This is a genomic window from Lysobacter sp. cf310, from assembly GCF_900114355.1.
Lineage (GTDB): Bacteria > Pseudomonadota > Gammaproteobacteria > Xanthomonadales > Xanthomonadaceae > Lysobacter.
The window spans coordinates 63046-86679 of sequence record NZ_FOSS01000002.1; the positions used below are offsets into that span (position 1 = coordinate 63046).

Genomic DNA, 23634 nt, shown 5'->3' on the forward strand with positions numbered 1-23634 from the left:
GACCGCCTGCGGCGCATTCGCCGCGACCACGCCTCAACCGCCGGAGGTCGCGTCCACGGCGTGCGGCGATCGCATTGTTCGAGGCGCGGCCTTGCGGCGCCTCCGCCTCAATCGCGGGCCATCGCCTGCGAGCCGGCCAGGATCATGCGCACCATCTGAGTCAGCTGCTGGATCAGCTCGGCATCCTTGTGCGGCGGCAGATCCATGGCGGTGGCGCCGACCGCGAACACCAGGCGGGTGATCGCCTTGGCGACCAGGGCCGGTTCCAGCAGGCTCACGCCGTCGGCCGCCGACAGGCGCACCAGGTCGATGCGCAGTTCTTCCTCGAAGAAGGTCAGCTCGCGGTCCACCGCCTGCTTGAACGCGTCCGAGCCCACCGTGCCCTCGCGCAGCAGCACGTGCAGCAGTTTGTCGTCGGCGCGCACCTGCTCCATGAAGGCGGTCACCGAGTCGCGCACGATGCTGTGACTGGTCGCGGCGCGCCGGCGCGCCGCGCCGACGATCTTGCGCAGCGACTGCCCGGCCAGATCGATCAGGGCCACCGCCAACTCGTCGATGTCGCGGAACTGGCGGTAGAAGCTGTTGGGCGCGATCCCGGCCTCGCGCGCGACCTCGCGCAGGCTCAGGCTGGACACGCTGCGGTGCGGCCCGATCAGGCGCAGCGCCGCCGCCAGCAGGTCGTCGCGCGAAATCGCGGCCTTGCGCGCGGAGGTCGTATCGTCGTCGGCAGCTACGGGGTGTTGGGTCACGGAGACGAGCATGGACGGGATCGGGCCTGCATCATAACGACGGCGGTCAATATACATGTGTCTATACACTTGTGCTCTCACGTGTATAGTGTCGCCCATGAGCGCCCGTCCCCGCCCCGTCTCCGCCCGTACGCCTACCCGCCCCGACAGCCCGTTCAGGCGCCTGGCACGGCCCTGGCTGTCGCCGGGCGTGTTCGACTTCTGGGCCTCGCGCCTGCACCCGACCTGGTCCTGGGAACGCCCGCTGGCGCGCATCGTCGAGCGCCGCGCCGAGTCCGCCGACGCGGTGACCCTGGTGCTGCGCCCGAACCGCCACTGGGCCGGCCATCGGCCCGGTCAGCACCTCAATGTGAGCGCCGAGATCGACGGCTGCCGGGTGACCCGCAGTTACAGCCCCACCGGCCTGCCCGGCCGCGACCGCCGCATCGCGATCACGGTCAAGGCGGTCGAGGGCGGCAAGCTCAGCCGTTACCTGTGCGAACAGGCCAGGGTCGGCGACGTGCTCGACCTGGGCCCGGCGTTCGGCGACCTGCGCCTGGACGAGACCGCCCCCGTCCCGCGCCTGCTGCTGGCCGCGGGCAGCGGCATCACCCCGATGATCGCGTTCGCCCGCGTCCTGGCCGCGCAAGGCATGCCGGCGCCGCTGAGCCTGTTGTACTGGGCGCGCAAGCGCGAGCAGTTGTGCTTCGTCGACGAGTTGCGCGGCTACGCGGCCGCGCATCCGCAGTTCCAGGTGCGCTTCCTGCTCACCGGCGAGGCCGCGCTCGCGAGCGATGAAGGCGAAGGCCGGATCGACGCCGCGCAGCTGGCCAGCCTGGCCGACCTCGCGCAGCGCGAGGTCTACGCCTGCGGCCCCGGCGGTTTCGTCGATCAGGCGCGCGCCCTGCTCGCCACGCAGGCGCGCTCGTTCCAGGCCGAGGCCTTCAGCCCGCCGCCGCGCACGCTGGAAACCGAAGGCACGGTCGAGATCACCCTGGCCGCGAGCGCGCGCCGCTTCACCGTGGCGCGCGGGCAGTCCCTGCTCAGCGCGCTGGAAGCGCAAGGTCTCAAGCCCGCCTCCGGCTGCCGCATGGGCATCTGCAACACCTGCGCCTGCGGCAAGCGCTCGGGCAGCACCCTCCATCTGCACACCGGCGATGTCCAACACGAACCGGTGTCCGCGCTGCGCCTGTGCGTGAACAGCGCCACCAGCGACCTCGTCCTCGATCTGTGACCCCTATGCCCACGACACCCCGCAATCGCGCGCTCAGCCCGGACGAACTCGAACGCTTCGGCGTGGAACTCGACGGCGTGCGCGCGCGCACCGCCGCCCAGCTCGGCCAGCGCGACGCCGACTACATCCGCGTCATCGTCGCCGCCGTGCGCTGGACCGGCCTGGGCGGACGCCTGGCGCTGATGGTCGGCGCGATCGGCGGCGCCTTCCTGCCCGCGCTGCTGATACCGGCCTGGATCCTGGGCGTGGCGCTGCTGGCGCTGTCCAAGATCCTGGAGAACATGGAGCTGGGCCATAACGTCATGCACGGCCAGTACGACTGGATGCGCGACCCGCATCTGGACGGCAAGACCTACGAATGGGACATCGCCGGCACCAGCGACAACTGGCGCAAGACCCACAACTACCAGCACCACACCTGGACCAACGTGCGCGGCATGGACGACGACATCGGCTACGGCCTGCTGCGTCTGTTCCCGGAGCAACGCTGGAAGCCCTATTACCTGTTCCAGCCGCTGGTCGCGGTGATCTTCGCCCTGCTGTTCGAATGGGGCGTGGCGATCCAGGACCTGCGCCTGGGCCGCTGGTGGATCGGCAAGACCAGCACCGCGCAGCTGCGCCAGCACTTCCGCCCGGTCGGCCGCAAGATGGCGCGCCAGGTGCTCAAGGACTACGTGTTCTTCCCGCTGCTGGCCGGTCCGTTCTTCCTGCCGGTGCTGCTGGGCAATGTGGTCGCCAACGTGCTGCGCAACCTGTGGACCTACACCGTGATCTTCTGCGGCCACTTCACCGCCGACGCCGAAACCTTCTCCAAGGAATCGGTGGCCGGCGAATCGCGCGGGCATTGGTACCTGCGCCAGCTGCGCGGCTCGTCCAACCTCACCGGCGGCCGGCTCATGGACCTGATGACGGGCAACCTCAGCCATCAGATCGAGCACCACTTCTATCCCGACATCCCCGCGCACCGCTACGCCGCGATGGCGGTGGACGTGCGCGAGATCTGCGCGCGCTACGGCCAGCACTACAACACCGGCTCGCTGCCGCGCCAGTTCGGTCAGGTGGTGTGGCGGATCCTGCGCCACGCCCTGCCCAGCCGTCCGCCGGCCAAGCGCGCGCGGCTGGCGCGCACGCCGGCCTGATCCGGCGCCGTCAGTAGCCCAGCCGCACCGCCTTGATCTCGGTGTAGGCCGCCAGGCCGACGTGGCCGTTCTCGCGGCCGTAGCCGGACTGTTTGACCCCGCCGAACGGCAGCGTGGCCTCGCCGCCACCGCCGTTGACGATCACCTGCCCGCTTTCGAGGCGGCCGATCAAGTCGTGCACCGTGCCCAGGTCGCGCGCCCACAGCTTGGCCGACAGGCCGTAGTGCGAGTCGTTGGCCAGCGCGGCCACCTGTGCCGCCGTGGCGTCGTCGTCGAAGGCCATCACCGTCAGCACCGGCGCGAAGATCTCCTGGCGCGCGATCCGCATCCGCGGCGTGGCCTGGGTCAACAGGGTCGGCTCGTAGAAGTAGCCCGGCCCCGGCCTGGCATGCCCGCCACGCAAGGCCTGCGCGCCCTCGGCCAGGCTGTGGTCGACGATGGCCTGGGCGCGCTCGCGTTGGCGCGCCGAAATCATCGGCCCCATGTCGCTGCCCTCGTCGTAGCCGGCGCCGATGCGGATGCCGTCCATCGCCGTGCGCATGCGCTCCAGCAAGGCGTCCTGGACCGAGCGTTGCACGAACAGCCGCGAACCGGCCGCGCAGTACTGCCCGCTCTTGAACGCGATCTCGCCGACGATCGCGCGCGCCGCCTTGTCCAGGTCGGCGTCGGCGAACACCAGCACCGGCGACTTGCCGCCCAGTTCCAGCACCATGCGTTTGAGATTGCTGCGCGCAGCCGCGGCCATGATCGATTGTCCGACCTGGGTCGAGCCGGTGAAGCTGATCAGGTTGACGTCGGCATGCTCGGCCAGCGCCTGCCCGGCCGCGGGGCCAGTGCCGGTCACGATGTTGACCACGCCGTCGGGGATGCCGACCTGCCGGCACAACGCGCCGATGCGCAGCGCCGACAGCGGCGCCAGTTCGGCCGGCTTGATCACCACCGTGCAGCCGGCCGCGAGCGCGGCCGCCAGCTTCTGCAGCACCATCAGGAACGGCGCGTTCCAGGGCGTGACGATGGCCACCACCCCGATCGGCTCGCGCAGGAAGTAATCCATGCCAGCCTGGTCGCTGGCGCGCATCGGCACCTCGCCGGCGATCTTGGTCGCCCAGCCCGCGTAGTCGCGCAGCGAACGCAGGCCCAGCGGCAGATCGCCGCGGCGGATCGACGCCAGGCTGTGGCCGGCGTCCAGCGATTCCAGCAGGGCGAACTCGTCGTGTTCGCGCTCGATCGCATCGGCCAGGGCGAACAGGGCCGCGGCGCGCCGGCTGGCCGGCAGACGCGGCCAAGGGCCGTCGCGGAACGCGCGCCGCGCCGCCGCCACTGCGCGATCGACGTCGTCGGCCTCGCCTGCGGCGATGCGGGCGATGGTCTCGCCGGTGGCGGGATCGTCGACTTCGAGCGTCGCACCCGAGGCGCAGGCCTGCCATTGGCCGTCGATCAACAGCATCGGCCTTTGCGCGGCCAGTTCCGCGCGCAGCTTCGCCAAGGCCTGGCCGTGCTCGAGCGTCGCCGCTGCGCCGCGATGGGGGGTATTCATGGGATTGGCCTGTCCTGTGCTCGACGCACCGGGGCCCGGGCGCGAGCTATAAGTTGATAATGTCAACGATGCCGGACACGGTTGATAAAGTCAACTTCACACCGCTTCCAATCGCAGCTTCGTGCGCGACCGAATGCCAGCGTGGTCTGCCCGATGATCGAACGGACCGGGCCTGCGCTTTGCCCGGCCCTGACCGCGCCGCTACCAGCGCAGCCACGGTGTCAATCCGACTCGGGCGGCGGCGCCTGGGCGACGCGCTTGAGCAGCTTCTCCAGTTGCGCGCGCTCGGCCGCGCCCAGATCGGCCAGAAGGTCCTGCGCGACCGTGGTGCGCAGCGCTTCGGCGGTCTCGTGGGTAGCCGCGCCGCTCGCGGTCAGGCGCAGGCGCTGGCGCTTCTCGCCGGCCTGGTCCGGCATCCGGCGCACGTAGTCGCGCTCCAGCAGGGTCTTGATCACGCGCGCGATCTGGGCCTTGTCGCGCCCGCTCTCGCGCACGATGTCGCTCTGGGTGCAGCCCGGATGGCGGGCGACGAAACGCAGGGTGCGCGCTTCCATCGCGGCCAGACCGACCTCGGCGTCGCGCAGCGAGCGCTGCATGCGCGCGGTGGCCTGATGCACGATCGCGTTGACCAGGTTGAGTATCTCGACGTCGCGGCTGGCCGGCATGAGGTTCGCGCAGAGGAAGGCCGGCGGATTGTTGGACCCGCGCCACGCAAACGTCAAATCGGCCTCGCGGGCGCGACACTGACGCGACGTTCACAAACCCATACCGCTCCCGCGCGCCGCCCGCGCGAGACCCGGTACGTTCATGTAGGCACAGGCAAGGTGCCGCCGTCGCCACGATGGCATGAGGTAAGCATGGACCTGGACTACTTGGAAGTCGTTACCGACAAGGGCTGGCAGATCGAGGTGCGCTACCGCGGCGTGCACGTCGGTTGCATCCGCCGCAGCGCCGACCACGCGCGCTACGAGTACTACCATGGCACCCTCAACGATTTCGCCTATGCCTACAGCAACAGCAGCCTGGACGAGCTCAAACGCCTGCTGAGCGTCCGCATGGCGCGCACGCCGCTGATCAGCACGGGCCTGATGGTCTAGGCCCGTGCGCACGCCGCGCGGCCGCACTCACTCGTGAGCGGCGGCCCCGGCTTCGCGCTCGCGCGGGAACGGCCGCAGTTGCAGGCGCTGCCGGCGGCATACGTCGACGTCGCGGTAGAGCTGGCTGCGGCCGTCGCGGAACGCGACCCGGAAATCGCGCAGGCAGGCTTCGCCATCCAGTTCGATCGTGGCCGAACCGCCGCCGCCACGCAGCGACTGGCCCAACGCGGCGTCGCGGAACGCGGATTGACCGGCGTCGGCGATGGCCACGGCGATCACGCTGTCGTGGGCTCGGTTGATCAGTTCCAGATAACGGGTGCGGGCATGGGCGTTCGCGGCGGTCATGGCGGCCACGCACAGCATGAAGGCGACGACGGCGCAACGGATCGGACGCATGGCGGAACTCCGACGGAGGGAGGGATGCCACGGTCCGCGTCTGCGCGTGGCCGTCGGCGCCCACATCAGGGCAGTCCGACGCGGTTGGCGAAAGCGATTCGGGACGAATCGTCGCAGCGCGATGGCGAATCGTAGTCGGCGCCGACGGCGCTTCCAGCCGGCCCGCGCTGCGCCTAGGATGCGGACATCCCCTACGGCCGGCATCGATGACGATCCGCTTCGGCAGCACCGAAATCGCCCTGTCCCGCTACCTCTGGCTGTGGTCGGCGGTGGTGCTGGTGTTCGCGCTGCAGAGCTACATGCACGATGCGATCGGCGGCCACACCTGGTCGATGTTCGACTATCTGCGCTGGTCGGCGATCCAGTGGTACACCTGGGCCGCGCTGGCGCCGCTGGTGTTCCGCCTGGCCGAGCGCTACCCGATCCAGCCGCCGTTCCGCCTGGCCTCGTTCGGCACCCAGCTGCTCGCCAGCGCCGGAGTGACCCTGCTGGCGCTGGTGATCGGCGCGACGGTCTCGATGGTGACCGAATCCAGCTCCTTCGCCGATCAGTTCGGCCAGTTCGTCGGCAAGCACACCGCCACCTGCCTGCTCACCTACTGGACCCTGCTGGCGGTCCAGCAGGCCCTGCATTTCCGCGCCGAGCAGGCGCGCCGCGAACTGGAGGCCAGCCGGCTCGCGACCGAACTGGCGCAGTCGCGCCTGCAGGTGCTCAAGACCCAGCTGCAGCCGCATTTCCTGTTCAACACCCTGCACGCGATCGTGACCCTGCTGGACGAGGACAAGGTCTCGGCCGAGGACATGCTGCTGCGCCTGAGCGATCTGCTGCGCGCGTTCCTGGAGGACTACGACGGCCAGGAAATCACCCTGCGCCGCGAGCTGGCCCTGCTCGATCTCTACCTCGGCATCCAGCGCATGCGCTTCAAGGACCGCTTGAGCACGCGCATCTACGTCGCCCCGGATACCCTCGACTGCGCGGTGCCCAGCCTGGTCCTGCAGCCCATCGTCGAGAACGCGATCCGTCACGGCATCGGCCAGCGGGTGGGCGACGACTGCATCGAGATCGAGACCCGGCGCGAGGACGCCCAGCTCTGCATCGACGTGCGCAACCGCAACAGCAGCCTGGAGGAAGGCGGCGATCCGCTCGGTCACGGCATCGGCCTGTCCAACACCCGCCTGCGCCTGAAAGAGCTCTACGGCGAAGTCGCCGATATCCGCCTCGACATGATCTGGCCCAGCGGCGTGGCCTGCCGCATCCGCCTGCCCTACCGCGAGATCGAGGAAGCCGACGAGGCGCCGGAGCACGTGGTCGCATGAGCCTGACCGCGCTGGTGATCGACGACGAGCCGATCGCGCGCCATGCGATCGTGCGCCTGCTGCGCGACGATGCGCAGATCGAATTGCTGGGCGAGTGCGGCGACGGCGCCTCGGCGGTGGTCGCGATCCGCTCGCAGCGGCCCGACCTGGTGTTCCTGGACATCCAGATGCCGGCTATGACCGGCATGGACGTGGTCGCCGCGATCGGCGCCGAGCGCATGCCGGCCACGATCTTCGTGACCGCCTACGAGCAATACGCGGTGCGCGCCTTCGAGGCCAACGCGGTCGATTACCTGGTCAAGCCCTTCAGCCGCGAGCGCTTCGCCGCCACCCTGCAGCGCGCCAAGGCGCGCCTGAGCGCCGCCAGCGACGGCGGCGCCCTGGCCTCGGCGCAGATCCTGCAGGCGCTGGAGGCCCTGCGCCGCCGCGACGATTACCTGGAACGCATCCCGGTGCGCGTGGACGAGCGCCTGGTGTTCATCCCGGTCGAGGACATCGTCTGGATCAAGGCCAATCGCAACGTCGTCGAGCTCCATCTGGCCGACCGCGTGCACGAGCTGCGCGAGACCATGGCCGCGCTGGCCGCGCGCCTGGACCCGCGCCACTTCGCCCGCGTCCACCGTTCGGCGATCGTCAACGTGCGCCGCGTCCAGGCCATCCACCCCTGGTTCAACGGCCACCACGTGGTCACCATGGACACCGGCCAGCAGCTGCGCATGAGCCGCTACCAGCACGAAGCCTTCCTGCGCCTGGCGACGACGCGCCAGGAATGAGCGAGCCGCCCTAGGCCCGCTCGCGCTTGTTGGGTCCGCGATCCGGCGAGCGCATGCCCGACTTGTCGCAGAAATGGATCTCGTCGTGAGCGAACCGGACCATCTGTCCGCGCGGAAAACCCGCCACGCGCTCGGACAGCTCCTCGAAGCCTTCGACCGCGCCCAGATAGTCCTGTCCGGGCGCGGCGGTGCGCACCCGCACGATCAACTGGTGATCGAGCTCGTCGCCCGCGTCGACGCGCAATATGACCTGATCGCCGACTTCGACCATCGGCGCGAGCTTGTCCTCACGCGAGGACCCGTAGCCCGCGAAGGCGAATTGAAACTCGCCGTCGTTCTTCTGAAACATGGCTAGCCCCTGTTGGCCGCGATTGCGTAGGAATGGGGGTTGGATCGCCGCATCGCCACACTCCGGTTTACAGGGGTTCGTCCGCGCATTCCAGTGCAAGCAGCATCCACCTGATCCGCTGCTCGACCCGGGCGCGGATGTCGGCCAGCGCCAAGGCATGGCTTGCGCCGCCGGCGCCGACGATGGCCAGCGCGCTCCCGTCCACCCAGGCCTCGGGATCGAAGCGGCCGCCGCGGTGTCCGGCGATGCCGATTTCGTAGGGCACCCCACGATAACGCTCGAACAGGCGCTCATTGCTGATCCTGGCGTCCGCACCCGCTTCGACGGCGCGCCCTACCATCCGTTGGTCGCCACGCTGACCAGGAACGCCACGCCGGCCACGGCGGTGATCCAGTAGGCCGCCAGCATCGCCGCGCGATGGCGCTCGCAATAGCGGATGCCACTGGCGTCCTGGCTGGAAACGAAGGCGTAGTCCTTCAGGTAGAGCATGGTCTCGCGCGCGCTGAACAGCGTGCGGTCCTGCCACAGCGGCGGCTGCGCCGCGTGCGCCCATTGCTTGGGATGTTTGCGCCGCAGGCGATGCAGAAAGCGCAGCGACACCGCGCTTTCCAGCGCCATGGCGAAGGCGAACAAGCCCAGGGCCAACAAGGTCAGGCCACCGCTCATCGGCATGGCGCGGCCTGCTTTCTCCGCCACCGCGGGCCCAGCGCCGACGGCGCGCGCAAGATCCGTACAAGCGCGTTCAGGCGGCGCGGCGGCCAACCTTCGTTCTCCGCCGATTCGATGGCGGGACGGGAGTACGGGTCGGACTCGCGCGCGGCCGGAACGGTGTGGCGGACGACGCGGTGACGCTTGACCGGGTTCATGAGATCGTCTCGCTGGAGCGGACAAGATCCCGTAGCACATGCTGTGCCGCAGCCCTTGAAGGCCCTTACAAACTAGCACCAACCGCCCTGACCCGCCGAAGTTTCGGACCGGCGGTCGGCGCCGCGTTCGGCCCGCCATCGCGCACGCACCGATGCAAGCGCTTAACGGTTCAGGATCTTGATCGGATCCGCCGCTGACGCGTTCTCCACGCCTCGGTGCGCACCATCCGATCTCGGCACTACTTCAGGAAAGCCCATGCGGGGTCGGCTGCATCCGTCGCTGCGCGAACGCGAACATGAGCCTGAGCGAATACCAGCGTAAACGCCGCTTCGACAAGACCCGCGAGCCGGCGGCGAAGGCGCGATCGCGGCACGGCGATCGGCCGCGGTTCGTCGTGCAGCTGCACCATGCGGGGCGTCGCCACTACGACTTCCGTCTGCAAGTGGGCGACGTGCTGAAAAGCTGGGCTGTGCCCAAGGGGCCGTCCTACGACCCCAAGGTCAAACGCATGGCCGTGGAGGTCGAGGACCATCCGCTCAGCTATGCCGCGTTCGAAGGCGAGATTCCCGAAGGCGAGTACGGCGCCGGACACGTCGCCCAATTCGATCACGGCGCCTGGACCAGCGACCACGACGTCGAGACCCAGCTGGCCAAGGGCCATCTGCGTTTCGCCCTGCACGGGAAAAAACTCAAGGGTTCCTGGCACCTGGTGCGTTCCAGCAAGCCGGCGCGGCAGCCGCAGTGGCTGCTGTTCAAGGAGGCCGACGAGTATGCCAGCACCCTGGAAGCCGACGATCTGTTGGGCGACGTCACGCCCGCGCCCGCGGCGGACCGCAAACGCGCCGGTACCGGCAAACCGCACAAGCGCCGCCTGAGCGCCGTCGACGCGCCGACCCGACGACGACGCGTCGATTGGCATGCGCTGGCGCTGGCGATCGACGGCGCCAAGCCAGCCCGCATCCGCGACCAGGCCTTCGACGCCCAACTCGCGCGCCTGCACGAGCGTCCGCCCAGCGGCGACGACTGGGTGCACGAGATCAAATGGGACGGCTACCGCCTGCTGACGACGGTGGTCGACGGCGTGGTCAGGCTGTGGTCGCGCAGCGCCCTGGAATGGACCCAGCGCCTGCCGGAGATCGTCTCGGCGGTGGAATCCCTGCGCCTGACCCAGGCCCAACTCGACGGCGAACTGATCGCCGGCGCAGGCACCAAGGCGGACTTCAACCTGCTGCAGGGCATCCTGTCCGGCGAGAAGACCGGCGCTCTCACCCTGATGCTGTTCGACCTGCCGCACCTGGAAGGCGTCGACCTGCGCAAGGCCGCCCTGCTCGATCGCAAGCGCCTGCTCGCGCGCCTGCTCGAGCCGCCGCCCGCACGGCTGGGCCTGAGTTCGCACATCGCCGGCAACGGCGAAACCGCCTATGAGCTGGCCGCCGACCGACACTACGAAGGCATCCTCTCCAAGCGGGCCGACGGCGGCTATCACGCCGGCCGCAGCGACGACTGGCGCAAGACCAAACGCTTGAGCAGCGACGAGTTCGCGGTGGTCGGCTACACCGCGCCCAAGGGCCGGCGCCAGGGCTTCGGCGCGCTGCTGTTGGCGCGCCCGGACGCGCGCCACGGCTGGGTATATGCGGGCCGCGTCGGCACCGGATTTTCGGAAGGCTTGATCCGACAACTCGCGCCGCTGCTCGCACGCGGCGCGCAGGACAGCCCCAGCGTGCATGTGCCGCCGCACAGCACCGATCTGCGCGGCGCGCGCTGGTTCGAGCCGCGCGCGGTGGTCGAGGTCTACTACCGCGGCTACGGCGGCTACGGCCTGCTGCGTCAGCCCTCGCTCAAGGGCCTGCGTTCGGACAAGACGCCGGCCGACCTGGCCGATTCCGATCGCCCGCGCGCGCGACCCGCAGCGCAGGCCCCGGTCCCCACGCGCGCCGGCGCCAAGCGCAAGGCCGCGACAGCGGAGAACGAGATGCAACTCACCAGCCCGACCCGCGTCGTCTACCCCGATCGCGGCACCACCAAACAGGATGTCGCCGACTACTACCAGGCCGTGATGGACTGGCTGCTGCCGGAACTGGTCGATCGTCCGGTCTCGGTGATCCGCTGCACCCAGGGCGCGGCACGGCCCTGCTTCTTCCAGAAGCACCGCATCGCCGGCCTGGAGCGCGTCGATGCGGTCGCGCTGAAGGAGGAGTCCGGCGCGCGCGCCGACTATCTGGTCATCCGCGACGCCTCCGGTCTGATGGAGCTGGTGCAGTTCAACGCCTTGGAGTTCCACCCCTGGGGCGCCCTCGCCGAAACCCCGGACCGCGCCGACCGCATGGTCTTCGACCTGGATCCGGGTCCGGGCGTGGCCTGGTCCGAGATCGTCGCCGCGGCGCGCAAGATCCGCGCGCTGTTGGAGGCCTTGGAACTGCGCAGCTATGTACGAACCTCCGGCGGCAAGGGTCTGCACGTGGTCGTGCCATTGGCGCCGGCCTGCGACTGGTCGCAGGTGAAGCCGTTCGCGCACGGCTTCGCCGAGTCGATGGCGGCGGCCGAACCGCTCAAGTACGTGGCGACGGCGACCAAGAAATTCCGCCGCGACAAGATCTTCATCGACTACCTGCGCAACGGCCGCGGCGCCACCAGCGTGGCCTCGTTCTCGCTGCGCGCACGCACCGGCGCGCCGGTGGCGATGCCGCTGCGCTGGGAGGAGCTGGGGCGCGTCAAGGCCGGCGACGCCTTCGACATCGACTCCGCGCTGCGACGCCTCAAGCGCCTCAAGGCCCATCCCTGGGACGGCATCGAGCGCGTGTCGCAGGACCTGAACGGGGTGGACGCGCTGCTCGCGCGGCATCGGCAGGCCTGAGCCCGCGCTCGTTCGGCGCGCCTTCAGCCGCATGAAACGGCGTTGACGCGCGGGCCCGTATCGTCGGTGGGCAGCGTCTTCGTCTACGCAAGGAAAACGCCATGGCACGCCCCATCTGGACCGGCACTCTCTCTTTCGGCCTGCTCAATGTTCCGGTGTCCTTGATGCCCGGCGAGCGCCGTACCGACCTGAGCTTCCGCATGCTCGACTCGCGCGACAAGAAGCCGATCCGCTTCGAGCGCGTGAACGCCGACACCGGCGAGGAGGTGCCCTGGAAGGACATCGTCAAGGCCTTCGAATACGACAAGGGCAGTTATGTCGTGATCGAGAAGGAAGACATCGCCGCGGCCGCGCCCGAGACCCACGAGTCCATCGACGTGGAGGCCTTCGTCGGCCGCGAGGAGATCGGCACCCGCTACTACGAGAAGCCCTATGTGCTGGTGCCCGGCAAGAAGGCCGAAAAAGGCTACGTGCTGCTGCGCGAGACCCTCAGGGAAACCGACAAGGTCGGGGTGGCGCGGGTGGTGATCCGCACGCGCGAATACCTGTGCGCGCTGATCCCGGAGGGCGATGCCTTGATCCTGATGCTGTTGCGCTATCCGCAGGAGCTGGTCGATCCCGAAGAGTACAAGCTGCCCCATGCCGCCACCGGCCGCTACCGCATCGCGCCCAAGGAGCTGACCATGGCCAAGCAGCTGATCGAGTCCATGACCTCGCAGTGGAAGCCCGACGGTTATCACGACGAGTTCCGCAAGCGCCTGTCGGCGATCATCCAAAAGCGCATCAAGTCCAAAGGCAAGACCACCAAGATCGTCGAGGAGCCAGCCGAGCACGAGCACGCCGCGACCAACGTGGTCGACTTCATGGCCCTGCTGGAGCAGAGCCTGAAGTCCAAGAAGCGCACGCCCGCGGCGAAGAAGGCCGCGCCCGCCAAGAAGGCCGCGAAGGCGACCAAGCGCCGTGTCAGCAAGCGAGCGTCTTGAACGAGGTTCATCTCGCCGATGGCGAACGGTTCACGTCGGTGACGGCGGGGTCAATGCGCGCGGGCGCACATGACGCGCGCTTGACTCGCGCAGGCGTATTGGACAGTCACACACGCCGAGTCCACTTTCCGATGTCCATCGACGCCGCCCTGCGGCTCGCCAGCCGCGAGTACTATCCGCCGGTCCCCGAGCTGCTCCTGCTCGCGGGCCTGGAGGCTCGTCAGGCCCGCCCCGCGCGCGGCCCGCCGCAGGCGCTGGACGCGCTCGCGTCCCTGCAGGTCGACATCGTTGCCGAAGTCGGCGCCTGCTTCCGTCAGGCGGTACGGCAACGCAATGCACCGCCTTACCATCGCGAGGCCCTGCTATCGACGGCGATCCAGCTCGATCGCCGCGGCGCGACCGCCTTGGTGGAGCGTTGCCTGCATGCCTTCCTCGCCCTGCATCACTACGGGCCGATCGCGCAGGTGCCCCTGCACGCCTGGGCCGATTACCTCACCTGCGCGGCTGCCGCCCGCACCGTGCTGCTGATCGGTGCGGCGCGGTACCGCGCCGATGCCGCGGCGTCGCGCCCCACGCATCGCCGACTGCACACCGTGACCGGCTGTTTCTGGGACATAGGCGAGGATGAACCGGTCGCCGGCATCGCCGGTTGGGTCACCCCGCACGCCGACGATCCGGGCCTGTTGATGTCGGCGCTGGTCGTCGGCGAACCACCGGCCTTGAACGAGTTGCGCATCGACGCGGTGCGCGCGTACGGCGCGCTGGCGGCCGCCTCGCTGGCGCAGCCGCATCGCATCAGCAGCCCCTACCGGATCGAAGCGGCCGCATGAAACGCGAGGAGCGCGAATGAGCATGGATTGGATGGAGCAGCTGTGGGTGATCGTCGACACCGGTTACGCCATGGCGCTGGGCGGCTTGATCGGCCTGGAGCGCGAGTTGAAAGACCGCCCCGCCGGCTTTCGCACCCACATGCTGGTCGCGGGCGCCTCGGCCCTGCTGGTCGGCATCGGCCAGCTCAGCCTGGGCGACGCGCGCCTGGCGCCGCCAGGGCAGATCAGCACAGATCCGCTGCGCCTGGTCGAAGCGGTGATCGCGGGCGTGGCCTTCATCGGCGCCGGCACGATCTTTTCGCACCGCCGCGGCCAGGCCGTCGCCGGCATCACCACCGCCGCTTCGCTGCTGATGGTGGCGGTGATCGGCGTCGCCTGCGGCTTCGGCTACCAGGCCCTTGCCTTCGCCGCGACCCTGTTGACCTTGCTGGTACTGGCCGTGCTCAACGTCCTGGAACGCCGCGCTAAGACCCACGACGAGCGGCCCGATCGCTGAACCCGGCGTCCCGCGCATCGTTGCGGCCGCCTCAGCACTTACCGGCAGCCTTCAGCAGCGCGTTGCAGGTGCCGGAGCGCTGAGACTTGGGAGCCGACTGCCTGGCGCCCTTGCCGGTTTCGGTGCATACCGCTTCGGACACCGACTTCCCCAGTACCGATACCGATCCGCCGACGAAGCAGTTGAACGTGCGCCCGCCGCTCGCCTTGACCTGGTAGCGCGTGGTGGTGCCCTCGTCCATGCGATTGGAAATCGTGAACTCGCCCGGCTCCATGCCCAAGGCGAAGCCCGTGCGCTGGACCAGTGCGTCGTCGCTGACTGCGAAGGACGCGCAGGCCGACAGCAGCGCAGACGCCGCGATCGCTGCGATGACGAACCGGGTCGAGGGTTTGTTGCCTATGCTCATGTCTCGCTCCATGGCGAATGGAAGAGACTCGATCAAAACCCATTCGGCCATCGCTGCGTGCGCATCGGGGACGAACGCCATTACCGCGTCGACGAACCGCACTCGCGCTGCGACAGGTGGCCGCGCTGTGCCGCTCTCGGCATCGTCAACCGATCAGTTCGTGCATCTGATCGCGGTAATGCCGGCCGGAATGCAGATGCTGGCCGCCCCACAAGCTGATGCGAAAGCGCCCGGAACCGATCGGACGGATCTCGCGGACCGCAGCGACGCGCACCACCGCCGAACGATGCACGCGCACGAAACGCTGCGCCTCCAGACCGCCGTGGAATTCGGTCAGAGTGCCGCGAACCGTGTATACGGCGCCGGCGGCATGCACATCCAGGTAGTTGCCCTGGGCCAGCACCAGATCGATCTGCTCGACCGGCACCAGGTGCGTGCGCTGACCGACCTGCAGCGACAGGCGTTTACCTTGGCCGGTGACCGGCATCGATGCAGCCAGCGCCGGCATGCTTTCGCGCACCCGCTTGAGCGTGTCGCGTAAGCGCTCGGCCGAAACCGGCTTCATCAGATAATCGGTGGCGCGCGCATCGAAGGCACGCACGCCGTGTTGCGGATACGCGGTAACGAACACCACCTGCGGCCGCGGCCCCTGCCAGCGCGCCAACGCGCCGAACCCGCCCACCCCGGGCATCTCGATATCCAGGAACAGCACGTCCAGCCTAGCGCTGTCGGCGATCGCGATCAGTTCCTCGGCATCGACGCATTCGGCCACTACCTCCAGCGAACCGTTGCCGACTTTCCCCAGCAGACGGCGCAGGCGCGCGCGCGCCAGCGGCTCGTCATCGACGATGGCCACGCGTAGAGCGTTCACGAGAACGCCTCGCGTGCGCTCGGCGTCGCGACCCGATCCATCCGCACAACCGGGATGTTCAGACGCATCAGATAACGCCCGGCGTCGGTAACGGCCTGGCTCAGGCCCGCCTCCGCCCCGTACAGCAACTGCAGACGGCTGCGGGTGCTTTGCAAGCCGATACCCGTGCCCGGAACCATGTCCGTCTGCGGCGCGGCGCTATTCTCGACCTCCAGCACCAGTTGCCGGTCGACGATTTTCGCACTCAAGCGCAAGGTGCCGGCCGTACGCCGGCGCGCGATGCCATGAATGATGGCGTTCTCCACCAGCGGTTGCAGAATCAGCGCCGGCACCGGCACCTCCAGGCAATCGGCGGCGACCTGCCACTCGACGCGCAGGCGATCGCCGAGCCGTATCGCTTCTATCATCAGGTAATGGCGTACCAGCGCGAGCTCTTCGCGCAAGGGCCGCTGCTGCCCCCGATCCAAAGCCAGGCTGTCTCGCAACAGCGACGACAGCGACACCAACATGCGATCGGCCTGCTCGGCATCGCGATGGACCATCTCCGCCACCGAGTTCAGGGCGTTGAACAGGAAGTGCGGATTGAGCTGGGCCCGCAGCGCTTCCAACCGCGTCGTCGCCAGGCTGGTCTCCAGCTCCGCCACCTTTTTCTCGCGTTCGCGTATGCGCTCGTAGAAGACCAGGGCGTGCACCATGCCGGCCACGATCCAGGACATCAAAAAATTGCTGTCCACGCTGGCCAACAGCACGCCGCCGAAATCGGGCAGCGGTTTGTCGCCGTACCAGTCGAAGATCGAGTCGGTGGAGTAGACGTAGGCGGCGCGCAGAAACACGATCACCGCCACCGCCGCCGCCATCACCAGACCCGAGCGCAGGACCCGACCGCGCTCGACGGGATAGCGCCGAATCAGCCAATACAGGCCCAGCGTCAGAGGCACCCAGGTCATCCAGCCCGCGAAGGTGCTGACCAAGGAGTCGGCCCAACTGACGGGCGTGCCCAGCGCCTGATTCATGCGCACGGTCTGGCCGCTCAGAACGAGAGAACAGAACGCCCACCAGAACAGGATGATCCAGAACACCGAGGGAATGCGTCTAAACATATCGACGACTGCCAATGCGGCGAGATGGCCGTGCTTTGCATAGCGAGTCTGCCAGGTTTCCCCTGCATTTGAAGGCCGATAGCCAGCCAGTCCTGCGACTGGCTGGCTCAACGCTCGGCCTCGGCGACCGATGAGTCCGCTTATATCTTTTCGACCGCGGACCGACGGCACCCCCTGCCCGCGACAGCTTGTACGTTGGCATGCCTCAGCTTTCGCCTTTGGTCCCATCGGGCCGTTTTCGGACGGCCCAAAAGAGACTCAAGAAGAGCATAAGCACGATGAGATAGAGAACCAGAAACTCGATTGCGTAGTCTTGCAGGTGCTGCAACTTGTAGCCAATGTGCAAATGCCACCCTCTGCCGTTGCTGGCCCAAATCCAGTTCGGGTAAGGCGCAACGGCAATGGGAAGCGAAGCGACCGCTGCGCTTGGCCATTTCAGCCCAGGGACAAGAACAGCCAGGACCACGAACACCAGGATCGCCGTCAGCGCGACCCACAAGTTGATTGGAGTCCATACCATGGCCTGCAGCCCGGATGGCAGCAGTAAGGCCAGGACAGCCAGTACGCCGACGGCAATTCTTCCAAGATGCCTCATTCCGCCTCTTCTACGTTCTTTTGATTCTGATCCAGCCATGCGTCATTGATCGTTACGTCCGAGAAGCCCCATATGCCCTGCTTTTTGGCCAATCCTTCGCCTGCGCTTATCAACTCGTTGCCCACAACTCCGCGAATGACATAACCGGGAGACAGCGTATGCGAGGGCCGGGTGACATTCACAACCCAGGCATTGCCGCTTTGGTCGGTCACCGAGTAGCTGAACACGTCGTTGTTGACGCGCGCGGCGACGAGAGATCTTGCACCGGTCGAGGGGGTGGCGTCGTTGGGAGTGCCGGCCGGAGTCGCCGGGTTGTCCTTGTCGTTTGGGGTCGGGTCGTTGACTACGGACGTCCGCACGCTGTCCGCGGACTTGCTTCCTATCGAAGCGGCCTTTCTATACGAATGGTGAAACCAACTGCTGCCACTGTTCATCCGCGCTGGCCACCCTCGCGGCGTTGGGAACGATACAGTGGGCAGGCCCTTTCCGTCAGCCCCCTTAATGGTGCACCTGGTTCTCCCGTTGGCGGAAACGCAATCGCGTCCGTCCGGGTCCTTGAATCGATACGGATTATCGTTCGCGTACCAATAGCGGTTGAAATTGTCGCCAGCCGGCCGGACCGCCAGAGGGTCAGCGGACAGGAATCGCCCGATCTGCGGATCGTAGTAGCGCTGCTGCATGTAGGTCAGGCCGGTGGCGCCGTCCATGTGGTGGCCGGTATAGCCCAAGCCATTGGGACTAGGCTGACCGACGATCGCACCGTAAGGCTCGTACTCCTGGCGCTCGATCACCGCTCCGGCCTGGTTGGTCGTCGCCACCGGGCTACCCAGCGCATCGGTGTGCCGGTACTTGGCCTGACCCGCACCGTCCAACGTCGCTACCACGCGGTCGCCCAGGTAGATGTGCGAGAGATCGAGTTTTCCAGCTTCGTGCTGGAACATCAGCCGACCGTTCTGGCTGTAGTGCGACACCAACAGATCCGCGCCGTCCGCAGCCACCGGGCGCCAGCTCGTCACCCGGCGCCCCAGGCCGTCGTAACGGTAGTACTCCTTTCCTGTCACGCCGCGCAAACGATTGCCTTGGTCGAACTCGTAGGTCTGACCGTTCTTGTTCTCCAGGTTGCCGTGCACGTCGTAGGCGATACCGACCACGGAAGCGCCCGCGCTGTTGCGGATATTGCTCAGGCGGTTACGGCCGTCGTACAGATACTCGGCATAGTCCTTGACCCCGGCCAGCTTCCACGACTTCATGTTGTCCAGCGCGTCGTAGCGGAAGCGATGCCAGCAGTCGCCGCCGAAAGAACACGAGCCGGCGTCGGTGAGGCGATCCAGGCCGTCGTAACTCATCCAACGCCCGTAATGGTCGCCGCGCAGGCCATCGACCATCTGGGTGACATTGCCGTTCTGGTCGAAGTGGTAGCCCAGGTCCAGCACGCCTGCGCTGCTGGCGATGCGTTGCGGCAGCTGCCTCGCGTTCTGGGTCATCGTGTAGACGAGGCCGTTGCCGTAGGTGAACTGCTTGAGGGCACCGTTCGGGTGGTAGCTGGCGCCGCCGGCGAACGCGCCGGCCTTGGTCGCCTGACCCAGCGCGTTCGGGGCGTAGTCGATCGCCACCCCGCCCGGATAGGTCTGCCAATCCATATGGCCGCGGGCGTCGTAGTGATAGCCGATGCCCCAGGTGTACCAGCCAGGCTGGGTCAACGATTCGCCTTCCAACAGGCGTCGGTTGTTGTAGGTGTAGCCGGTCACGACCGCGGCCGTGTCGTTGGCCTCGTTGTAGGCGGTAATCGTGGCCGGCAGCCCGTCCTGGGTGTAGGTCCATACCTGGTTGCCGCGGCCGTCGCCCAGGAAGCTCAAACGCGACAGCCGATTGCGCGCGTCGTAACTACGCAGTGCGAGACGCCCCGCGTTCCAGGCAGCGACGTGCTGGCAGTCGTAGGACGGGCCGAAGGCCGTCGTGTCCAGGCCCGATGCGGACCAGGCCAGATTGCCGCTGGCGTCGTAACCCATCACCGTCGCGCCGGTTTCAGGCTCGACCGTCTTGCACAACCGCGCATTGCCGTCGTAAGCGTAGTAGCGGCTGGCCTGCAACGTATTGTCGGCGCTGCGTTGCTTGAGCTGCAGCGGCCAGCCAAATTGCGCGTGGCGCGAGATTTCCACGACCTTGCCTTCCGGCTGCAGGCTCTGCACCGGAAGGTCGTAGCGCGGTTGGTCCCAGGCCATGTAGCGATTGCTGACTTGCGCGCCGCGCGGATTGGTGACCCGGGTCTGCAAGCCGGGCAAGTACTCCGTCACAGTGTTCAGCGGGCCAAGCTCGCTGTGCTGTTCCACCTTGGTGACGCGATTCAGGGCGTCGTAGTAGGTACGCGTGCCTTCGGTCACCTCGGCGAAACTGCCGACGCCTCGGGTCGGATAGGACTCGAACGTCATGCGCCCGTCGGCGTCGTAACGCTTGACCACCTGCTTGAGGGTACCGGCGACATCGTTGGCGTCCATGGACTCCTCCAGCAGCGGCTGCGCGAGTCCATCGTAGTAGGTGTTGATGTGCGCGTTCGTGCCGATGCGCCTGGCCAGGCGCCAGTGGCCCGCCGCGATTCCGTGCTCCTCCGAATCGACATACTGAAGCGCGAGCGTGACCGGCTGCCAACGCGAGGCGTCGCAGACGCCGAGAGCGGTCTCGGACGGATACGTGATGCTGGCCAGCCGCCCCATCGCGTCGTAGCCGTAGCAGGTCTTCGCGCCGATCTCATCGGTCAACGAGGATATCCGGCCGTTGTCGTCCACTGACGCCGACTTGACTGCGCCCGACGGCGCCTCGGGCGTCGCAGGATAACGGGTCAGGCGCGGAATGCCGCGGTGGTAGCTCTCGAAGGAGGTCGTGTTGCCGCGCCCGTCCGAGCTGGCGGCCAGGGTGCCGTCGGCCGCATAAGTCATGGAGCTTTGCAGCGCTCCGAACGAATAGACCTCGGCGGCCAAGGCACGGTCGTTGTAGCGGATATCGAACTCGAGCATGCCGGTGCCCAGGTCGGCCCGCCGACGCATCTGGCCCAGCACCCACAGCGCCGGATCATCGTGGTAGGCGATCTCCTCGCGTTTGCTGTAGCCCAGGCTGCTGTGCTTCTTGACCACCGTGGGCCGTGCATAGCCGTCGAAGCAGTAAGCCGCGCCGGCGCAGGCCTCCACTTCCCATGCGAACGTGGCCCCATCCTGCGTGATTGCGGTAGCGCGCAGGGGACGCAAGCGCTCGGTCTCGTAGCGGTTGTTGGTCAGGTTCGGGTCCCAGCCCACGCGGTCTGGATACGCCTGTCCGTTGGCGTCGGCCATGTAGGTGTGGGCGACGCTGCGCAGGACTGTGCCGTTGCTGACGACATCCACGCGCAGCAATTGGCCGGCGCTGCGGTAATAGTCGTTTCCGAAGGTCGAACGCGTGACGGTTCCATCCGGGCCCACGACCTGGGTGGACGAGGTCGCGTTGCAGCTCGCGCCGGCCCAAGTGCAGTCGTCGGAATAGCCGGTCGGGTTCCAGCTCCAACTGGGCTGGTACTGATAGCTCCATGCCATCGGGGCCAGCCCCGGGCCGCTGACCTGCTTGGATATCAACGAAGCGACCTTGTAGACCATCAGGGTCGGACTGAGATCGACCTGCAGCGGCCGGTTCGGATTGGGAACCGAGCACGAGCCAGGGGTGCGGTCGGTGCCGTGCAGCAAGGTCTTGAAGGTGAAGACGCCCTTGGCTCCAGCGGGATGCCCGATCGTCACCGACTGGGTCGCGTCGGCCAGGATGACGGGGTCGCAATCGATCCACACGACCCGTTGATTCTCCGGATTCAGCATGCGCTCCAGGTCGCCGTACTGATACGTCCAGCGGCCACCATCGGGCTGCACCACCGCGGCCAGCGCGCGACCGCCGGCATCGGCGTACTGGTATTGCCAACTGCGATCGCCGGTCGTGGCCGACACGATTTTGCCGTTGACGCCGTACTGGAACGATACCGACACGCCGTCGTTGGACGTGATCGAGGTCAAACGCCGCGGCCGCGCCGGGTCGTACTGGTACGCGACCCAGTTGCCGAAGCGGTCCTCGACCTTGGTCGCGTGCAGGAAGTACTCGCGTCGGTTGACGACGATCTGCTTGCTCAGGGCGCAGCCTCCCAGCGACCCGCCCCCGCCCTCGAACGCATGCGCGTAGTGGGTATTGAAGCCGCTCTCCCAGGTCAGCGGCGGACGCCCGAACTGCACGGTCGCCGGCGCCGACGGGCGCTGCGCGAACAGGCTTTCGTACAAGGCGGTCGACACGCAGTTGCTGCTCTTGAGCGGCGCCGACTTGCGCGAGGAGATCCAGTCGAAGGTGTACCTGGTCCCGTCGGGCAGGACGATCAGGAAGCCCTCGCCGGTGCCGTTCTTCAGCGTCGGGACGCAGGCCACGCGCCAATCGCCCCGCGTGGTCCAGTAGTAGGCGCGGCCATCGGTGGGACGCGAGCGCTCGGGCGGCAGATACAGCAAGGGATAGCGCCCGACATCCGGAATATTCACGTTGTTGCCGCTCCAGTATTCCTCCGGCAGGTAGTAGGTATTCCAAGACGTGTAGGCGCTCTTGACTGTCGGCGGGCCCGCCGCACCCCATCCGGAGATGCTGCATCGCTGCTGCCCGTTGGGCATGCTGGACACCCAGCCAGTGCGCTCGTCGAACACCCCGGAAATGTAGGGCACGTCGAGTTGCCAGTTGCCGAACAACTCGCCGTCGTTGGCCGGATCGGCGTACTGGCCGGCGTCCCGGGAGTTGATGCGCAGCGAACGCTTCACCGCCAGCGCCAGGCCGCTGTTGGTGCGCAGTTCGATATCGGTCGCGTCGAAGGCGGTGGCGCCGTCCTTGAGATCGACGGATTCGCCGAACTGGTCGGGGCCGGAGCGACTCAGGCTCTGGGCGCCCTTGATGGCGTTGTCGTAATCCTCTACTTCGGTTCTCGCCGTCTGCGCGCTCAGGCCCGGAGCGAAGCACAAGCCCGCCAGCGCGATCGCGCAGAGCAAGGATGCGAGCGCATGGTTCGGCGTTCGAACCGTGCTCGATCCGGCGATGAATCTCAACAACGACAGCCTAGTTGCAACAGCACGCATATCCGGCCTCCTGACCCCGCCCCGACGCTCGGGGCTGTGCGATGTGGGCTCGATCTCCGGCGGCGCGCGCCCGGGCGCGGCGCCAGCCAGGCGTCGCGACACGGGTTCGACCACGGGAGTCCCCAGGCTCAGTCAATGCCAAGGCCCCCACCGCGACAACGGCGCAGGGGCGAAGCGCACGAATGGGTACGCGAACGTACGCGGCCGCGCGGAATCGCCGCGATACACGGGCCACGGGCGGCGGCGATTCTTGCTGGGGGCAAGCGCGTGCGGGTCGCCTGTTCCGGCGCAGCCAAGGGCGCGCCGAAGGCGGCTATGGGCGGATCGCCCGAATCAGGTGGTGGTGGTGCCCGGGGCCGGACTCGAACCGGCATGGCCTCGCGGCCGGCGGATTTTAAGTCCGATGCGTCTACCGATTTCGCCACCCGGGCCTGGATCGCGACTGCGGCGATAGCTTACGACACGGCGCCGGCCGCGCGGAAAGTCCCGGCGGCGCGGAGCATCGACGCGTCGCGCGCGCAAAAAAGAAAGCCCCGCTTGCGCGGGGCTTCGGAGTTCCGATAAAGCCGGACCCTGCAAGCAGGGTCCGAAATTGGAGGCCGAGGTCGGAATTGAACCGGCGTACGCGGATTTGCAGTCCGCTGCATAACCACTCTGCCACCCGGCCGGTGACTGGTCGCAAGCATACCGCTTGCGGTGGCGATTGCACACGTCGCGCGTGGGCTATCGCCGAAAAAACAAAACCCCGCATGCGGGGCTTTGTTTCTGAGGATGACTCCTCGAATTTGGAGCGGGAAACGAGACTCGAACTCGCGACATCTACCTTGGCAAGGTAGTGCTCTACCAACTGAGCTATTCCCGCAGAGGAACCAACATTTTAGGCATGGAAACAAAACTGTCAACACCCAATTTCGTTTTCCTTACAGCCCCGGACCCGGGCTTCAGCCCC

The 23634-nt window shown here is 67.6% G+C and carries 21 protein-coding genes and 3 tRNA genes; 9 read left to right on the forward strand and 15 right to left on the reverse strand.

The window, feature by feature from the left end; genetic code table 11:
• Nucleotides 1–107: 107 nt before the first annotated feature.
• A complete protein-coding gene (fabR, locus tag BMZ45_RS06895) occupies nt 108–761 on the reverse strand; it encodes an HTH-type transcriptional repressor FabR (protein ID WP_091634304.1) in 654 nt (217 codons plus the stop codon).
• 85 nt (nt 762–846) lie between these two features.
• Between fabR and BMZ45_RS06900 the strand changes: the two genes are divergently transcribed.
• Nucleotides 847–1962: a ferredoxin reductase gene (locus BMZ45_RS06900; protein WP_091634307.1), complete on the forward strand. Its 1116-nt coding sequence runs from the start codon at nt 847–849 to the stop codon at nt 1960–1962.
• A 5-nt stretch (nt 1963–1967) separates the two neighbouring features.
• The gene (locus BMZ45_RS06905; protein ID WP_091634309.1) at nt 1968–3101 is read left to right on the forward strand and encodes a fatty acid desaturase family protein; all 1134 of its coding nucleotides are present in this window, start codon (nt 1968–1970) and stop codon (nt 3099–3101) included.
• 10 nt (nt 3102–3111) lie between these two features.
• On the opposite strand, the gene BMZ45_RS06910 is transcribed toward BMZ45_RS06905, so the two are convergent.
• Entirely contained in the window at nt 3112–4638 is a 1527-nt protein-coding gene (locus BMZ45_RS06910) for an aldehyde dehydrogenase family protein (protein ID WP_091634312.1), read from the reverse strand.
• Between the two features lie 221 nt (nt 4639–4859).
• Nucleotides 4860–5303 (reverse strand): MarR family winged helix-turn-helix transcriptional regulator, encoded by a 444-nt coding sequence (locus tag BMZ45_RS06915; protein WP_091634316.1) that lies wholly within the window; start codon nt 5301–5303, stop codon nt 4860–4862.
• Between the two features lie 192 nt (nt 5304–5495).
• Here BMZ45_RS06915 and BMZ45_RS06920 point away from each other — a divergent pair, with 192 nt between their 5' ends.
• The gene (locus BMZ45_RS06920; RefSeq protein WP_091634319.1) at nt 5496–5735 is read left to right on the forward strand and encodes a hypothetical protein; all 240 of its coding nucleotides are present in this window, start codon (nt 5496–5498) and stop codon (nt 5733–5735) included.
• 27 nt (nt 5736–5762) lie between these two features.
• Here BMZ45_RS06920 and BMZ45_RS06925 read toward each other — a convergent pair whose 3' ends face one another.
• Nucleotides 5763–6131, reverse strand: a complete 369-nt coding sequence (locus tag BMZ45_RS06925) for a hypothetical protein (protein WP_091634323.1) — start codon at nt 6129–6131, stop codon at nt 5763–5765.
• Nucleotides 6132–6337: 206 nt separating this feature from the next.
• Between BMZ45_RS06925 and BMZ45_RS06930 the strand changes: the two genes are divergently transcribed.
• Both BMZ45_RS06930 and BMZ45_RS06935 read left to right on the forward strand, forming a co-directional pair.
• A complete protein-coding gene (locus BMZ45_RS06930) occupies nt 6338–7447 on the forward strand; it encodes a sensor histidine kinase (protein ID WP_091634326.1) in 1110 nt (369 codons plus the stop codon).
• Nucleotides 7444–8220, forward strand: a complete 777-nt coding sequence (locus BMZ45_RS06935) for a LytR/AlgR family response regulator transcription factor (protein ID WP_091634328.1) — start codon at nt 7444–7446, stop codon at nt 8218–8220. The genes BMZ45_RS06930 and BMZ45_RS06935 overlap by 4 nt, the downstream gene beginning before the upstream one ends.
• 10 nt (nt 8221–8230) lie before the next feature.
• On the opposite strand, the gene BMZ45_RS06940 is transcribed toward BMZ45_RS06935, so the two are convergent.
• From BMZ45_RS06940 to BMZ45_RS06950, 3 genes are all read right to left on the reverse strand, one after another.
• On the reverse strand, nt 8231–8569 hold the full coding sequence (locus tag BMZ45_RS06940) for a hypothetical protein (RefSeq protein WP_056174353.1): 339 nt from the start codon (nt 8567–8569) through the stop codon (nt 8231–8233).
• A 67-nt stretch (nt 8570–8636) separates the two neighbouring features.
• Nucleotides 8637–8909: a hypothetical protein gene (locus BMZ45_RS06945; protein WP_091634331.1), complete on the reverse strand. Its 273-nt coding sequence runs from the start codon at nt 8907–8909 to the stop codon at nt 8637–8639.
• On the reverse strand, nt 8903–9241 hold the full coding sequence (locus tag BMZ45_RS06950) for a hypothetical protein (protein ID WP_139215420.1): 339 nt from the start codon (nt 9239–9241) through the stop codon (nt 8903–8905). Before BMZ45_RS06950 ends, BMZ45_RS06945 begins: the two co-directional genes overlap by 7 nt.
• A gap of 490 nt (nt 9242–9731) precedes the next feature.
• Here BMZ45_RS06950 and ligD point away from each other — a divergent pair, with 490 nt between their 5' ends.
• The 4 genes from ligD (at nt 9732) to BMZ45_RS06970 (ending at nt 14599) form a co-directional block, all read left to right on the forward strand.
• Nucleotides 9732–12290: a DNA ligase D gene (ligD, locus tag BMZ45_RS06955; RefSeq protein ID WP_091634337.1), complete on the forward strand. Its 2559-nt coding sequence runs from the start codon at nt 9732–9734 to the stop codon at nt 12288–12290.
• A gap of 101 nt (nt 12291–12391) precedes the next feature.
• Complete coding sequence (locus BMZ45_RS06960; protein ID WP_091634340.1) at nt 12392–13273, forward strand: non-homologous end joining protein Ku; 882 nt, start codon at nt 12392–12394, stop codon at nt 13271–13273.
• On the forward strand, nt 13270–14103 hold the full coding sequence (locus BMZ45_RS06965; RefSeq protein ID WP_139215421.1) for a hypothetical protein: 834 nt from the start codon (nt 13270–13272) through the stop codon (nt 14101–14103). Before BMZ45_RS06960 ends, BMZ45_RS06965 begins: the two co-directional genes overlap by 4 nt.
• 16 nt (nt 14104–14119) lie before the next feature.
• A complete protein-coding gene (locus tag BMZ45_RS06970; protein ID WP_254776575.1) occupies nt 14120–14599 on the forward strand; it encodes an MgtC/SapB family protein in 480 nt (159 codons plus the stop codon).
• A gap of 31 nt (nt 14600–14630) precedes the next feature.
• On the opposite strand, the gene BMZ45_RS06975 is transcribed toward BMZ45_RS06970, so the two are convergent.
• The 8 genes from BMZ45_RS06975 to BMZ45_RS07010 form a co-directional block, all read right to left on the reverse strand.
• Nucleotides 14631–15086, reverse strand: coding sequence for a hypothetical protein (locus tag BMZ45_RS06975; protein WP_217643166.1), 456 nt, complete (start codon nt 15084–15086; stop codon nt 14631–14633).
• A 64-nt stretch (nt 15087–15150) separates the two neighbouring features.
• Nucleotides 15151–15876 carry a LytR/AlgR family response regulator transcription factor gene (locus BMZ45_RS06980; protein ID WP_091634349.1) on the reverse strand — a complete coding sequence of 242 codons (726 nt, stop codon included), beginning with the start codon at nt 15874–15876 and terminating at the stop codon, nt 15151–15153.
• Nucleotides 15873–16955, reverse strand: coding sequence for a sensor histidine kinase (locus tag BMZ45_RS06985; protein ID WP_175488972.1), 1083 nt, complete (start codon nt 16953–16955; stop codon nt 15873–15875). Before BMZ45_RS06985 ends, BMZ45_RS06980 begins: the two co-directional genes overlap by 4 nt.
• 226 nt (nt 16956–17181) lie before the next feature.
• A complete protein-coding gene (locus BMZ45_RS06990; RefSeq protein ID WP_091634353.1) occupies nt 17182–17571 on the reverse strand; it encodes a hypothetical protein in 390 nt (129 codons plus the stop codon).
• A complete protein-coding gene (locus tag BMZ45_RS06995) occupies nt 17568–22598 on the reverse strand; it encodes an RHS repeat domain-containing protein (protein WP_217643167.1) in 5031 nt (1676 codons plus the stop codon). The genes BMZ45_RS06990 and BMZ45_RS06995 overlap by 4 nt, the downstream gene beginning before the upstream one ends.
• Before the next feature lie 431 nt (nt 22599–23029).
• Nucleotides 23030–23116: transfer RNA gene (locus tag BMZ45_RS07000), tRNA-Leu, on the reverse strand.
• A gap of 162 nt (nt 23117–23278) precedes the next feature.
• Nucleotides 23279–23352: transfer RNA gene (locus BMZ45_RS07005), tRNA-Cys, on the reverse strand.
• 119 nt (nt 23353–23471) lie between these two features.
• Nucleotides 23472–23547: transfer RNA gene (locus BMZ45_RS07010), tRNA-Gly, on the reverse strand.
• Nucleotides 23548–23634: the final 87 nt, after the last annotated feature.